Here is a 15,836-nt window from a genome sequence, read left to right as displayed (position 1 = left end):
CCGCGCCCGCACCTCCTGCCGCCATCCGAGCTGGCTCCGCGCCCTCCCGGCACACCCCCACTCTGCGATCATTCGATCAAAAAGTGCGAATAGCGACCACAATGGATTGACCTGATCAGATGGCCGTTCTATGGTGCGGACGGGCGCCCACCTCCCCACTTCCTCCCCCACCTCGGGAGTACCCCATGCTCGTCCCCCCCACCTTCAGACGTGCGGGCCTCGTGGCCGCGGCCGTGGCCGCGCTCGTGGTTCCGGCGGTCCCGTCGACGGCTGCCGCTGCCGCCGGCGGCACCGTCCGCTACCTGGACTGCTCGGCCGCCGCCAACGGCGACGGCAGTCAGGCCAGCCCCTGGAACAGCCTCGCCGCCGCCAACGCCCAGGTCTTCGGCCCCGGCGACCAGCTGTTCCTCAAGCGCGGCGCGACCTGCACCGGCACCCTCAAGCCGCAGGGCTCCGGCACCGCCGCCGCACCGATCACCCTCGCCGCCTACGGGACCGGCACCGCCCGCCCCGTCGTCGCCGGTGACAGCACCAGCGCCGAGAAGGCCGCCGTCCACCTCTACAACGTCGAGCAGTGGGAGATCCACGACCTGGAGATCACCTTCCGGGACGCGAACGCGACCAAGCGCGAGCGCAACGGCCTGCTCGTCGAGGTCGCCGACCTGCCCGACGGCGTCGGCACCCACTACCGCGTCGAGGACGTCTACGTGCACGACGTCCGGGGCGACGCCACCAAGTGGTCCAACGGCATCCAGTTCCGCGTCTCCGGCACCACCACCCCCACCAACTTCGACGACGTCACCGTCGAGGACTCCCGCATCGACAACGTCGACCGCGAAGGCCTCACCAACCGCACCACCTGGATGTGCCGACCCCAGTACGGCACCGGCGACGACTGCGGCACCAAGAACAACTGGCGCCCCAGCACCCGCCTGGTCTTCCGCGGCAACACCATCAGCAACACCGGCGGCGACGGCATCGTGCTGCGCGCCGCCGACCACGGCCTGGTCGAACACAACACCGCGTACGACCTCGCGATGCGGCCGATGGGCTCCAACGCCGGCATCTGGACCATCAACTCCGACGACAGCCTGATCCAGTACAACGAGGTCCACCACGTCCGCCGACTGGCTGACAACGGTGACGGCATGGCCTTCGACTCCGACTACGGCAACAACCGCGCCGTCTTCCAGTTCAACCACAGCCACGACAACGAGGGCGGCTTCATGCTGTTCTGCGGCGCCTGCGGCGCGGGATCCGGCTCGACCGGCACGGTGGTGCGCTACAACCTGAGCCACCACGACAAGGACCGCTGGCTGGTCGCCTCCGGCGAATCGAGCGCCGACCTCTACCAGAACACCGTCTACCTCCCGTCCGGCTCCACCGCGGACATCGTCCAGGACGGCTACGGCACCACCAAGGCCCGCTTCACCAACAACCTGTTCGTCAACCTGGGCAGCGGCGGCTTCGACGGCCTGAACAACCAGGGCACCTACAACCCGGCCGACTTCTCCTGGGCCGCCAACACCTTCTACGGCAACCACCCGGTCAACGAGCCCGCCGACCCGGAGAAGAAGACCACCGACCCGCAGTTCACCAACGCCGGTGGCACCACCCCGAACGACTACCGGCTCGGCGCGACGTCCCCGGCCCGCGCCGTCGGAGCCCCGATCCCCACGCTCGGCAGCCGAGACTACTTCGGCAACCCGCTGCCGCAGGTCTGCCGCAGCGACCGCGGCTTCGCCCAGGACTCCGCCTTCGACGACACCGCCTGCACCCCGGTCAACCTGGTGCGCAACTCCGGCTTCGAGAACTCCGCCCTCAACCCCTGGAGCAGCTACGGCGGCGTCACCCTCGACACCACGACCAGGTACGCGGGCAGCCGCGCCGTGAAGGTCGGCCCGGCCCAGGCGGCCGCCGAGCAGATCATCCAGGTCAAGCCGAACACCACCTACACCCTCAGCGGCTGGGGCAAGGTCTCCGCGAGCGGCACCGAACTCTCCCTCGGCGCCAAGCAGTACGCCGCCACCGGCTCCACCAGCACCGTCTTCACCACCAGCACCTTCACCAACCGCTCCACCACCTTCACCACCGGCCCCGACGCCACCACCGCCAAGATCTACTGCTACGCCCGCACCGGCACCGGCTACGGCTGGTGCGACGACATCACCGTCCGCGCGAGCTGACGTCCCTCCCCTCGCGCCCGGCGCCGCGTCACCCCGTGACCCGGCGCCGGGCCGCTTCTCCCGGCCCCGGCCCGCGCAGGCGCCCGAACCGGGGACCGGCACCGTTCGAACCGGCATCCGTCCGATCAGGAGTGTGCTCATGGCAGTCTCCCGCCGCGGCTTCCTCTCCGGGGCCGCAACCGTCGTGGCCGCGACATCCCTCGCGCAGGTCCTCGACCCCCGGCAGGCCCGGGCCGCCACCGGTCCCTACCAGCCCACCTGGGCGTCGGTGAACCGGCACGACCCGGCCCCCGAGTGGTTCCAGGACGCCAAGTTCGGCATCTACTTCCACTGGGGCGTCTTCAGCGTCCCCGCCTTCGGCAGCGAGTGGTACCCCCACAACATGTACACGGCCGGGACGGCCGCCCACGCGCACCACGTCGAGACCTTCGGCGAACCCGCGGCCTGGCCGTACCACAACTTCATCGACGGCGGCACGGACAAGGCCGGCCGGCGCCACCAGTTCGCCCCCCGGCCGGTCTCCGCCGGCGGCGCGTTCGACCCCGGCGAGTGGGCGGCCCTCTTCAAGGCCGCCGGCGCGCGGTTCGCCGGTCCGGTGGCCGAGCACCACGACGGCTACTCGATGTGGGACAGCCGGGTCAACGAGTGGAACTCCGCCGCGCGGGGCCCGCGACTGGACCTGCTACTGATCTTCACGGACGCGATCCGCGGCCAGGGCATGAAGCTCCTGGTCGCCATGCACCACGCCTACAACTTCGCCGGCTACTACGGTTCCGTCCCCGCCCAGTCCGACCCGAGCCTGAGGAAGCTGTACGGCCAGCTGGGCAGCGCGGCCTCCAACCAGCTCTGGTACGACAAGCTCAAGGAGGTGGTCGACCGCTCCCGACCGGACATCGTCTACCAGGACTTCAAGCTGAACGCGGTCGACGAGCGGCAGCGCCTCAACTTCCTCGCCTACTACTACAACCAAGCCGCGAGCTGGGGCAAGGAGGTCGTCGCCACGTACAAGGACGGCTTCAACGACCAGGGCGAGGTGTTCGACTACGAACGCGGCGGTCCCACCGACCTGCGGGAGCCGTACTGGCTGACCGACGACTCCATCAGCAGTTCCAGCTGGTGCTACACCACCGGCATCGGCTACTACACCGCGGCCCAGCTCACCCACGCCCTGTTCGACCGGATCAGCAAGAACGGGACGGTGCTGCTGAACATCGCCCCGACGGCCGACGGCGTCGTCCCGCAGGGGCAGCGCGACGTCCTGCTCGCCATCGGCGACCACCTCGCCCGCTTCGGCGAGGCCGTCTACGACACCCGCGCCTGGACGGACTTCGGCGAGGGGCCGACCAGGATGGGCGGCGGATCCTTCTTCCAACCGACCCTCGGCACCCCGCAGGACATCCGCTTCACCCGCGACAAGGCCGCCACCGTGCTGTACGCGACGGCCCTCGGCTGGCCGGCGGACGGACTGACCAGCACCACCCTCACCTCCCGGCGGATCGACCTCGCCACCCTCGCCTCGGTCGAGCTCCTCGGGCCGGACGCCGGTCGGCGCACCGCCCTCACCGGCTGGACCCAGGACGGCGACGGCCTGCACGTCCCGCTGCCCGCCACCGCCCCCTTCGCCGCCGCCGCGTACACCCTCCGGCTCGCCTTCTCCGGCGGCATCCCGCGGCTGCGGCCGACCACCCGGGTTACCGCCTTCAAGGACGTCGACCACCGCGGCGCCCTCGCCGAACTACGGCTCGGCGGCCACACGGCGGCGCGGCTCCGGGCGGCCGGACTGCCGGCCCCGAGCATCTCCTCGCTCCAGGTCCCGCCCGGCTACCGGGTGGTCGGCTACTCCGGCGACGACTTCACCGGCACCTCCTGGACCTTCGCCGGGGACACGGCCGACCTGCGCACCGCCGGCGCCAACGACCGCATCACCTCGCTGAGGGTCACCCTCGACCCCGCGGCCTGGTTCCGGATCCGGAACATCAAGAACGCCCTGCTGGTCGGCGGCGGCGACGTCCCGGCCGGCTCCGCCCTCAAGGTCTTGGACCCGGGTGCCGGCACCGACCTGCAGTGGCACGCCGTCGACCTCGGCACCGGCTACTACCGGCTGGTCAACCGCACCAACGGCCTGGTCGTGGACGGTACCGGCACCACCGGCGGCGGCAGGCCCGAGCAGCAGCCCTGGACCGGTGGGAAGGGCCAGCAGTGGCTGATCACCGACGCGGGCGGCCACGGCGTCTGCACCGTCGCCAACCGCGCCACCGGCCGGCTGCTCGACGGGGGTGGCGCGGTCGCCTCCGGCTCCCCGCTCAAGGTGGGCCCCGCCGACACGAGCACCTACCGCCAGTGGTGCTTCGACCTGGTGTGAGGCGGGCCGGGCCGGCGGGGGCCGCGGCCCGGGGAAGCCGCCGGCGACGTCCCGTCCACGCCCGTCCACGAGGGTCGGGAGGGAATTCTCGGCGGCGACGTCGAAATCCCGTGGCCGGCTCCGTCCCCGGTGTGAACGCGACCACAATGGGTCGCACGAGTACCTAGGAGAACCGCCATGGCCAAGTACCTGCTTCTCAAGCACTACCGCGGCGCCCCGGCTCCGGTCAACGACGTGCCCATGGACCAGTGGACGCCGGAGGAGATCTCGGCCCACATGCAGTACATGCACGACTTCGCGGCCCGGCTCGAAGGGACCGGCGAGTTCGTCGACGGTCAGGCGCTCGCCCCCGAGGGGACATGGGTCCGCTACGTCGGCGAGGGGCGCCCGCCGGTCACCGACGGCCCGTTCGCCGAGACCAAGGACCTCATCGCAGGCTGGATGGTGATCGACGTCGACAGCTACGAGCGCGCCGTCGAGCTGACCGGGGAACTGTCGGCCGCCCCGGGCGCCGGCGGGAGGCCGATCCACGAGTGGCTCGAACTGCGCCCCTTCCTGTCCGCGCCGCCGACCGTCACGGAGTGACCTCCCCGATGGACGAGCTCCTGCTCAGGAGCCTCACGCCGGCCGTGCTCGGGATCCTCGTCCGCCGCGGAGCAGACTTCGCGGCGGCCGAGGACGCCGTGCAGGACGCCTTGGTCGAGGCGGTCCGGGTCTGGCCGGCCGGGCCGCCGCAGGACCCGAAGGGCTGGCTGATCACCGTGGCCTGGCGGCGCTACCTGGACGCGACCAGGGCGGACACCGCCCGCCGCCGGCGCGAGGACCTCGTCGAGGAGCAGCCGCCGCCCGGGCCCGCGCCCGCCGTGGACGACACGCTCCGGCTCTACTTCCTGTGCGCCCACCCGTCGCTGACGCCGTCGTCCGCGGTCGCGCTCACGCTGCGCGCCGTCGGCGGGCTGACCACCCGCCAGATCGCCCGGGCCTACCTGGTACCCGAGGCGACCATGGCGCAGCGGATCAGTCGGGCCAAGCGCACCGTCTCCGGCGTCCGGCTCGACCGGCCCGGCGACGTCGCCACCGTGCTGCGCGTCCTATACCTGGTCTTCAACGAGGGCTACTCCGGCGACGTCGACCTCGCCGCCGAGGCCGTCCGGCTCACCCGGCAGCTCGCGGCCGTCATCGACCACCCCGAGGTGGCGGGTCTGCTCGCCCTGATGCTGCTCCACCACGCCCGGCGCGCCACCCGGACCGCACCCGACGGCAGCCTGGTACCGCTCGCCGAGCAGGACCGCCGCCGGTGGGACACCCGGTCGATCGCCGAGGGCGTCGAGATCCTCCAGGCGGCGCTGGCCCGCGACCGGCTGGGCGAGTACCAGGCCCAGGCCGCCGTCGCGGCCCTGCACGCCGACGCGGCCACCGCCGAGGAGACCGACTGGGTGCAGATCGTCGAGTGGTACGACGAGTTGGCGCTCCTGACCGACAGTCCCGTCGTCCGGCTCAACCGAGCGGTCGCCGTCGGCGAGGCCGACGGACCGCGTGCCGGGCTGGCGGTGCTCGCCGGACTGGACGACTCCCTGCCCCGCCACGCGGCGGTCGCCGCGTACCTCCACGAGCGCGACGGCGACCTGGCGACGGCGGCCCGGCTCTACGCCGAGGCGGCCCGGCGGGCACCCAACCTCGCCGAGCGCGACCACCTCACGCGCCAGGCCGCCCGGCTCAACGTCCGCCGCCGTCGCTGACGGACGTCGAGCCGTTGCCGCCCCGGCGTGATCGTGCCGTCGCCGGACTCGATGCCCTCGTTCCACATCCGTTTCGTCGTCGGTGAGTCGGCCGGCGAGGGCCGGCAGCAGGTCCGAGCGAGGCCGGGTCGGGCCTGCCCAGGGCGAGCGGGCGGCGTCACCGACCGGCCTCGCGGCTCGGTGGTGACGCGTGGGCAGGTGCTCGTCCGCCTCGCCGGCGCGCTCGGCCTCCGGCTCCGAGCACCCCCGACGTCCTCCGGACGGGCGGCGGCACCCGTCCTCCCCCTCCCGTGGTGCGGGGCCGAGCAGGGGCCTCGGGAGGGCTGGTTAGGGGGCCGGGACCGCCCCCGTGCCCAGGGGGTGGGGCCGGCGCAGGCGGCGTACTAGGGGGTTGTTAAGGGTTGGGGTGTACAGGGGGTGTGCGTACGGTGAGTGTCAGCGGCCGGGCACCCCGACCGGGCGGACCGGGTGACACCTACCGACGCCGGGTCGGCGCATGCACACCCCAGTGGGCCTCGGACGACGGCCTGTCATCAATGTCGATGGCCAATTGCCGATCGCTGATCCCTGGTTGCCGAATGCCGCCGTGCTCCCCGTCGCCTTTCGACGGGGCCCCGATCGCTCAGTAGGGAAGGACGGCATGGATTCGTTGGCGGAAGCTGTGATGACGGGCGCCGGTCCGGAGCAGCTCGCGAAGGAGGAGATCCCCGGGGACTACCTGGCCGCGCACATTCGGGCCGAGGACGTCGGCATGTTCGACGGGGTCGCCGACCCGGACGTCAGAAAGTCGCTGAGAGTGGGCCGGGTGCCGATGCCGGAGCTGGCACCGGACGAGGTGCTGGTGGCCGTCATGGCCAGTTCGATCAACTACAACACGGTCTGGTCGGCGACGTTCCAGCCGGTGCCGACCTTCGGATTCCTCGAACGCAACGCCCGGGAGGGCGGGTTCGCCGCCCGGCACGACCTCCCCTACCAGGTGGTCGGCTCGGACGCGGCCGGTGTGATCGTCCGGGCGGGTGTCGGGGTACGGCGCTGGCGGACCGGCGACCACGTGGTGGTGAGCTGCGTCCAGGTGGACGACCAGGAGCCCGCCACCCACGGGGATGCGATGCTCGGGGCCGGGCAGCGGATCTGGGGGTACGAGACCAACTTCGGTGGCCTGGCCCACTACGCGGTGGTGCGGGCCAGTCAACTGCTGCCCAAGCCGGCCCACTTGACCTGGGAGGAGTCGGCCGGGGTGCTGCTCACCGCGGCCACCTCCTACCGGATGCTGGTCGGCGAGCACGGGGCCCGGATCAAGCAGGGCGACGTGGTGCTGATCTGGGGTGCCACCGGCGGCCTGGGCGCGTTCGCGGTGCAGATGGTGAAGAACGCCGGCGGGATACCGGTCGGTGTGGTCGGCTCGGAGAGCAAGGCGGAGCTGCTGCGCCGCCTCGGCTGCGACGTGGTGATCAACCGCAACGAGATCGGGCTCGGCGGCGACGAGCCGCTCACCCCGGAGCGGACCGTCGAGATGGGCAAACGGCTCGGCCGGGCGATCCGGGCCGAGGTCGGTGAGGACCCGCACGTGGTGTTCGACTACATCGGTGCTGCCACCTTCGGCATCTCGGTGTTCGTGGTGCGCCGCGGCGGGGTGGTGGTGACCTGTGGTTCCAGCACCGGGTACCAGCACCGGTTCGACAACCGCTACCTCTGGATGAACCTGAAGCGGATCATCGGCAGTCACGCGGCCAACCTGCAGGAACAGGCCGAGTGCAACCGGCTGTTCCAGCTCGGTCACCTGTCGCCGGTGCTGTCCTCGGTGTACCCGCTGGCCGAGGTGGCCGAGGCCGCGCGGCTCGTCCAGGAGAACCGCCACGTCGGGAAGGTGGGGGTGCTCTGTCTGGCCCCCGAGCCCGGGCTGGGCGTCACCGACCCGGCGCTGCGGGCCCGGATCGGCGTGGAGCGACTGAATCCCTTCCGGGACGTCGCCGCCGGGACGGCCGGATCCGCCGTACCCGTGGGAGGTGTCTGAGATGGCCGAACAGATCGGGATCCTGGCGACCGGCTCCTACCTGCCGAAGGAGGAGGTCTCCAACGAGGAGGTGGCGGCGCTGACCGGCGTCACCGCGGAGTGGATCGAGCGCAAGACCCAGATCCGGTCCCGGCGTTACGCGGCCGGCGACGAGGCCACCTCGGACCTGGCCACCAAGGCGGCCCGGAACGCGCTGGAGCAGGCCGGGCTGGAGGCCGACCGGATCGACTACCTGATCGTCTCCACCTCCACCGGCGACTTCCCGCAGCCACCGACCTCCTATCTGGTCCAGGACGCACTGGGGGCCGACCGGGCCGCCTGCTTCGACGTCAACGTCGTGTGCAGCGGATTCGTCTACGCGCTGGCGCTGGCCCGCAGTCTGGTCTCGGTCACCCCGGGCACCCGGGCCCTGGTGATCGGTGCGGACCTGTACTCGCGCATCCTCGACTTCACCGACCACCGCACCGCCGTGCTGTTCGCGGACGGCGCCGGGGCCGCGGTGGTCGGCTCGGTGCCGGAGCCCTACGGGATCCTGGGCGTCGACCTGGCCAGCCGGGGCGACGCGCACGGGCTGATCCGGGTCGAGGCCGGCGGCAGCCGGCTGCCCGCCTCGGCGGAGACGGTGGCGCAGGGGCGGCACTTCTTCCGGATGGACGGGCGCGGGGTCCGCGACTTCGTCGCGGAGTACGTTCCGCCGGCGCTGGCGTCCCTCTCGGCACGGGTCGGGGTCCCGCTCGACCGGGTGGACCACTTCGTGCCGCACCAGGCCAACGGCGTGATGCTCACCGAGGTGGTGGAGCGGGCCGGGCTGGTGAACGCGGTCACCCACCGCACGCTCCGTCAGTACGGCAACGTCGGCAGCGCGTCGGTGCCCGTCGCACTCGACGAGGCGAACCGCACGGGCGCGCTGGCGGACGGTGACCTGGTGCTGCTCGCCGGCTTCGGCGGCGGCATGTCGATCGGTTCCGCGCTGCTTCGTTGGAGGGCCGCATGAACGACCGGACGAACCCTGCGGACGGCACCGGCCTCGACGGCGCCATCGAGCGCGTCGGTGTGGTCGGCAGCGGCATCATGGGTCTCGGCATCGCCGAACTGTGCGCCAAGGCGGGCCTGGCGGTCACCGTGGCGGTCTCCTCGGCCGACTCGCTGGCCCGGGGCCCGCAGCGGCTCGCCCGCTCGCTGGACCGGGGCCTCGCGAAGGGCCGGATCACGCCGGAGCAGCGCGATGCGGCGCTCAGCCGGGTGGAGTTCACCACCACGCTGGCCGATCTGGCGGACCGTCAGTTCGTGATCGAGGCGGTGAAGGAGGACGAGCCGCTGAAGCTGGAGCTGTTCGCCACCCTCGACAAGATCGTCGAGGACCCGGAGGCGGTGCTGGCGACCAACACCTCCTCCATCCCGATCGTCCGGCTGGCCCGCGCCACCGGCCGTCCGGAGCAGGTCATCGGGGTGCACTTCTTCAACCCCGTCCCGGCCCTTCCCCTGGTCGAGCTGATCGACTCGATCCTGACGTCCAGTCAGTTGTCGGCCAGGGTGGAGACCTTCGTGGCGGAGGTGCTGGGCAAGACCGTGATCAGGTCCCCCGACCGGGCCGGCTTCCTGGTGAACGCGCTGCTCTTCCCCTACCTGCTCTCGGCGATCCGGATGGTCGAGTCGGGCATCGCCACCGCCGAGGTGATCGACCAGGGCATGGTCAGCGGATGCTCGCACCCGATGGGTCCGCTGAAGCTGACCGACCTGATCGGTCTGGACACCACCGTCTCGATCGCGGAGGCGATGTACGAGGAACTCAAGGAGCCGCTCTACGCGCCGCCGCCGATGCTGCTGCGGATGGTCGAGGGCGGGCTGCTCGGCCGGAAGAGCGGCCGGGGCTTCTACAGCTACCCGTAACCGCCGTCGAGTTGATGGCCGGACGGTCCAGAACCGCCGGCACAGTGCCGATTCACGCGCCGCGGAGGGCTCCGCCATGCGCTGCCGCCGAGAGGAAGAACACCGAATCATGGTCATCGAACCCGGCTCCACTCCCTCCCGGGGGCCCGCCGACCCGGATCCCGACCGCACTGTCGCCATCGTCGGGATCGCCTGCCGCTTTCCGGGTGCCCCGGACCCGGAAAGCTTCTGGCGGCTGCTCCGCGACGGTGTGGAGGCGGTGACCGATGCCCCCGTCGCCGGGCCCCGCCGGATGGGCCGGGGCGAGATCCGGCCCGGTGGGTTCCTCGACCGGGTGGACGGGTTCGACGCGGAGTTCTTCGGCATCTCGCCGCGGGAGGCGGCGGCGATGGACCCGCAGCAGCGCCTGGTGCTCGAACTGGCCTGGGAGGCGCTGGAGAACTCCGGCGTGGTGCCGGGGGAGCTGGCGGGTACGGAGGTCGGCGTCTTCGTCGGCGCGATCTGGGACGACTACGCCAAGCTCGCCCACGAGTACGGCACCGAGCTCGCGACCAACCACACCATCACCGGGCTGAGCCGGGGTGTGATCGCCAACCGGGTGTCCTACGGGCTCGGCCTGCGCGGCCCCAGCCTGGTGGTGGACTCGGCCCAGTCCTCCTCGCTGGTGGCCGTGCACCTGGCCTGCCGCAGCCTGCTGGCGGGCGAGTCCGTCACGGCGCTGGCCGGCGGGGTGAGCCTGAACCTGCTGGCCGAGGGCTTCGCGGTGGCCGAGAAGTTCGGTGCGCTCTCCCCCGAGGGGCGCACGTACACCTTCGACGAGCGGGCCAACGGCTATGTCCGGGGCGAGGGCGGCGGCCTGGTGGTGCTCAAGACGCTGCGGCGGGCCCTCGCCGACGGCGACGTCGTGCACGGCCTGATCCGGGGCGGCGCGGTGAACAACGACGGAGGCGGCGACAACCTGACCGCCCCGCACGGCCCGGCCCAGCAGGAGGTGCTCCGCCGGGCGTACGCCGACAGCGGGGTCGACCCGGCCGTCGTCCGCTTCGTCGAACTCCACGGGACCGGCACGCCGGTGGGTGACCCGATCGAGGCCGCCGCACTGGGCTCGGTGTTCGGACCGGGCCGCGGCGCCGACTCCCCGCTGCTGGTGGGATCGGTCAAGACCAACATCGGCCACCTGGAAGGTGCGGCCGGGATCGCCGGCCTGATCAAGGCGGTGCTCTGCCTGCGCGAGCGCTCGCTCGCCCCGAGTCTCAACTTCCGTACCCCGAACCCGGGGATCCCCCTGGACCGGCTCGGACTGCGGGTGAACGGGCAGCTGCTGCCGTTCGGTCCGGCCGGCGACGAGCCGGTCTTCGCTGGTGTCAGCTCCTTCGGAATGGGCGGCACCAACTGCCACCTGGTGCTCTCCGACGCACCGCGTCCCGCACCCACGGGGACGGCACCCACCGAGGCCGCACCCACCGAGACCACCGCCACGGAGGCCACCGCCCCGGGCCCGCTCCCCGTCCTGCTCTCCGGCCGCACCCCCGAGGCGCTGCGGGCCCAGGCGGACCGGCTGCTGGGCCACCTCCAGGATCACCCGGAGCTGGAACTCCCCGAGCTCGCCGCCGCGTTGGCCGGCACCAGGACCGGATTCGAGCACCGGGCGGTGGCCTTCGTCGACGACCGGGCCGGCCTGGCCGCCGCGCTCGGCGCGCTGGCCGCCGGCGACACCACGGCGGAGACGGTGACCGGCCGGGTCCGGCCCGGCCAGCTGGCCTTCCTGTTCACCGGCCAGGGCAGTCAACGAGCCGGCATGGGAAAGGAGCTGTACGAGTCCTCGGCCACGTTCGCCACGGCGCTGGACGAGATCCTCGCCGCCGTCGACCCCTGGTTGGACCGCCCGCTCCGGGAGCTGATGTTCGCCGCCGAAGGATCGGCCGAGGCCGAGCTGCTCGACCGGACCGGCTACACCCAGCCTGCGCTGTTCGCGTTCGAGGTGGCCCTGTACCGCCTGCTGGAGCGGTTCGGGGTGGTTCCGGATCTCCTCCTGGGCCACTCCGTCGGCGAGTTGGCGGCCGCCCACGTCGCCGGGGTGCTCTCGCTCGACGACGCTGCTGTCCTGGTGGCCGCGCGCGGCCGGCTGATGCAGGAGCTGCCGCCCGGTGGCGCCATGGTGTCCTTCCAACTCGCTGCGACCGAACTTGCTTCTGAGCTCGACGAGTTCTCCGGCAGGGTGGAGATCGCCGCGGAGAACGGTCCACTGTCGACGGTGCTGGCCGGCGAGGAGGCGGCCGTCCTGGAGATCGCCCGGCGCTGGAGCGAGCGCGGCTGCCGGACCAAGCGGTTGCGGGTCAGCCATGCGTTCCACTCGCCGCTGATGGACGGGATGCTCGACGCCTTCGGCGAGATCGCCCGGGGCCTGACCTACCGGGCGCCGAGGATCCCGCTGGTGTCCAACCTGACCGGCCGGCCGGTCACCGCCGAGGAGATCGGCACGGCCGACTACTGGGTCCGGCACGCCCGGGCCGGGGTCCGCTTCCTCGACGGCGTCCGCGCCCTGGAGGAACAGGGCGTGACGACCTACCTGGAGCTCGGCCCGGACGCGGTGCTGTCCTCGATGGGCCGTGACTGCGTCACCCGGGAGGACGCCGTCTTCGTCCCGGCCGCGCGCGCCGGCCGATCCGAGTCCGCCACCGTACGGGCCTGTCTGGCGGCCCTCCATGTGCAGGGCACCCCGGTGAGCTGGAGCCCGCTGCTGCTCGCCGACGCCCGCCGGGCCACCCTGCCGACCTACGCCTTCCAGCGCGAGAGTCACTGGCTTCGGGCTCCGGAGCGCCGTAGCGACCTCGGTTCGGTCGGGCTCCGGCCCACCGATCACCCCCTGCTGGGCGCCGCGGTACCCCGGGCGGACGGTGGGGAACTGTTGCTCGCCGGCCGGCTGTCGGCGGCGGACGGCCCCTGGACGGCCGACCCGACCGGCCCGGGGCCGCGGATGCTGGCCGGCTCCGCGATCCTCGAACTCGCTCTCCAGGCAGGTGCGTTGTCCGACGCGTCCCGGGTCGAGCAGCTGAGCCTGCGGACCACTCGGGTACTCACCGACGAGGCGGACTCGCACGTCCAGCTCGTGGTCGGGGCGGGCGACCGCTCGGGCCGCCGGCCGTTCGGTCTGCACGCCCGGCGGGCCGACGCCGAGCCCGAGAGCCCGTGGACGGAGCATGCCACCGGATGGCTCGCCCCGGCCGGGTCCGGCGCCGGGGTCGACCTCACGGCGTGGCCGCCCGCCGGTGCCGTCCCCGAGCCGGCCACCACCCCGGAGCTCGCGGGTCTGTGGCGGCGCGGCGAGGAGGTCTTCGTCGAGCTCGCCCTGACCGGTGAGCCGGCGGTGCAGGCCGCCCGGTACGGGCTGTACCCGGCCCTGCTCGACGCCGCGCTGCGGGCCTACGACACCGTCGTGCCCGCCGCCGACGGCTCGCCCCGGCTGCCCGCCGACTGGCACGACGTCCAGCTGCACGCGGCCGGAGCGACCGCCCTTCGGGTCCGGGTCACCCCCAGGGGCGCGGACGAGCTGTCGCTGGCGCTGGCGGACGGCACCGGCCGCCCGGTCCTCACGGTCGAGCGGCTGACCCTGCGCCCGGCGGCCGAGCTGCACCGGGAGCAGGCACCGGACGCCCTCTTCCGGCTCGACTGGACCGTGCTCCCCGCAACCACCGCCGAACTCCCCTCCACCCGCTGGGCGGTGGTCGGCAGGGACGGTCTCGGACTGTCCACCGCGCTGACCACCGCGACCTCCGGGGTCACCGTCCACCCGGGCCTGGCCGCGCTCGCCACCGCTCCGGCCCGCCCGGACGTGGTGCTGGTCGCGCTCACGCCACCCGCTCACGACGGCTCGGCCGACTCCGTGGGGGCGGCGGTCCGCACCGCCACCGCCGAGGCGCTGGCACTGCTCCGGGAGTGGCTGGCGGAGGAGCGCTTCGCCGGCTCCCGACTGCTGCTGGTGACCCGCGGTGCGGTCGCCACCGGCCCTGCCGATCGGCTGCCGGACCTCGCGCTGGCCGCCGTCCGCGGGCTGGTGCGCTCGGCCCAGGCCGAACACCCGGGCCGGTTCACCCTGCTGGATCTCGACCTCGAACCGGGCTCGCTCCAGGGCCTGGCCCGCGCGGCCGCCTCCAGTGAGCCGGAACTAGCGCTCCGCCAGCGGGAGTTGCTGATACCCAGGCTCGCCGCCGTGCCGACCGGAGGTGCGCCGGCGGCCGGCTGGGAGGCGGGCGGCACCGTCCTGATCACCGGTGGCAGCGGTGATCTCGGTGCCGTCGTCGCCAGGCAGCTCGCCGCCGAACCCGGCCGCCGGCATCTGCTGCTGGCCGGCCGCGGGGGCGCCGACGCCCCCGGCGCCGCCGAGCTCGCCACCGAACTGCGGGCCGCCGGAGCCGAGGTGACCCTCGCGGCCTGCGATCTCGCCGACCGGGACGCGGTCGCCGCCCTGCTGGCCGCACTCCCGGCCGATCGCCCGCTGACCGCCGTGATCCACGCCGCCGGGGTGCTGGACGCCGGGGTGCTGGACGACGGGGCTCCCGGGTCGCTGACGCCGGACCGGTTCGACCGGGTGATGCGGTCGAAGGTGGACGCGGCCCTGCACCTGGACGAGCTGACGAAGCACCTGAAGCTCTCCGACTTCGTGCTCTTCTCCTCGGTGGCCGGAACCCTCGGCGCCGCGGGGCAGGCCCACCATGCCGCGACGAGCAGCTTCCTGGACGCCCTGGCCCAGCACCGGCGGTCCGCCGGGCTGCCCGCGGTCTCGCTGGCCTGGGGCCCCTGGCTGCAGCCCTCGGGCCCGACCGGTGGCCCCGACCCGGTCGACCCGGCCGGGCTGACCCGGGACGGTCTGCTGCCGCTGGACCGCTCGGAGGCACTGTCCCTGCTGCGGGTCGGCCGGACACTGGAGGAACCCGTCCTGCTGCCGGTGCGGTTCGACCGGGACGCGCTTCGCAGCAGGGGGATCGAGACGGGCCTGCCGGCCGTGCTGCGCAGCCTGGTCCGGCTGCCGCTGCCCCGGGCCGGCGCGGGCGGCCCGGCCGCGCCGGCCGCCGCTTCGGCGGCCCGTTCGCCCCTGGCGGCCCCCGAGACCTCGCTGCTGGAGCAGCAGTTGGCCGGACTGCCGGACGGTGAGTGGGAACGGGCGCTGTCCGCACTGGTCCGCAATGAGGTGGCGGCCGTGCTGGGCCACGGCTCGGCCGATCGGGTCGATCCGCAACGCCCCTTCAAGGCGCTCGGGTTCGACTCGCTGAGCGCAGTCGAGCTGCGCGACCGGCTCGGCACGGTCACCGGCCTGCGACTGCCGGCCACCCTGGTCTTCGACCACCCGACCACCGCGGCGGTCGTCGGCTACCTGAAGGCCCAGGTGGCCGGGCCGCCGAGCGGCGCCCCGCAGGCCCCGACGCCGGAGCCCGGGAGCGTCGAGGACGACCCGGTCGTGATCGTCGGGATGGCCTGTCGTTTCCCCGGTGGGGTGTCCTCGCCGGAGGAGTTGTGGCGGTTGGTGGAGTCGGGTACCGACGCGGTCTCGCAGTTCCCCACGGATCGTGGTTGGGCGTTGGAGGAGTTGTACGATCCGGATCCGGACCGGCCGGGTACCTCGTACACCCGGCAGGGTGGGTTCCTGC

The 15,836-nt window shown here is 73.0% G+C and carries 8 protein-coding genes; all 8 read left to right on the top strand.

The window, feature by feature from the left end; translation table 11 throughout:
* Window positions 1-185: 185 nt before the first annotated feature.
* Window positions 186-2,186 (top strand): carbohydrate binding domain-containing protein, encoded by a 2,001-nt coding sequence (locus ACFTWP_RS25060; protein WP_380267005.1) that lies wholly within the window; start codon window positions 186-188, stop codon window positions 2,184-2,186.
* Between the two features lie 133 nt (window positions 2,187-2,319).
* Window positions 2,320-4,548, top strand: coding sequence for an alpha-L-fucosidase (locus tag ACFTWP_RS25055; protein WP_380267004.1), 2,229 nt, complete (start codon window positions 2,320-2,322; stop codon window positions 4,546-4,548).
* Window positions 4,549-4,725: 177 nt separating this feature from the next.
* Window positions 4,726-5,133 (top strand): YciI family protein, encoded by a 408-nt coding sequence (locus ACFTWP_RS25050; protein WP_380267003.1) that lies wholly within the window; start codon window positions 4,726-4,728, stop codon window positions 5,131-5,133.
* Window positions 5,134-5,141: 8 nt separating this feature from the next.
* The gene (locus ACFTWP_RS25045) at window positions 5,142-6,287 is read left to right on the top strand and encodes an RNA polymerase sigma factor (RefSeq protein WP_380267083.1); all 1,146 of its coding nucleotides are present in this window, start codon (window positions 5,142-5,144) and stop codon (window positions 6,285-6,287) included.
* 640 nt (window positions 6,288-6,927) lie between these two features.
* Window positions 6,928-8,301 (top strand): crotonyl-CoA carboxylase/reductase, encoded by a 1,374-nt coding sequence (gene ccrA, locus ACFTWP_RS25040; protein WP_380267002.1) that lies wholly within the window; start codon window positions 6,928-6,930, stop codon window positions 8,299-8,301.
* 1 nt (window position 8,302) lies between these two features.
* Window positions 8,303-9,295, top strand: a complete 993-nt coding sequence (locus tag ACFTWP_RS25035) for a 3-oxoacyl-ACP synthase III family protein (protein ID WP_380267001.1) — start codon at window positions 8,303-8,305, stop codon at window positions 9,293-9,295.
* Complete coding sequence (locus ACFTWP_RS25030) at window positions 9,292-10,191, top strand: 3-hydroxybutyryl-CoA dehydrogenase (RefSeq protein ID WP_380267000.1); 900 nt, start codon at window positions 9,292-9,294, stop codon at window positions 10,189-10,191. The genes ACFTWP_RS25035 and ACFTWP_RS25030 overlap by 4 nt, the downstream gene beginning before the upstream one ends.
* Before the next feature lie 109 nt (window positions 10,192-10,300).
* Window positions 10,301-15,836, top strand: a 5,536-nt coding sequence (locus tag ACFTWP_RS25025; RefSeq protein ID WP_380266999.1) for an SDR family NAD(P)-dependent oxidoreductase, incomplete at its 3' end; no start/stop codon positions are given.

Origin of the sequence: Kitasatospora sp. NPDC057015 (genome assembly GCF_042673745.1) — a bacterium.
GTDB lineage: Bacteria > Actinomycetota > Actinomycetes > Streptomycetales > Streptomycetaceae > Kitasatospora.
This window is presented reverse-complemented; position numbering and strand designations above follow the sequence as displayed.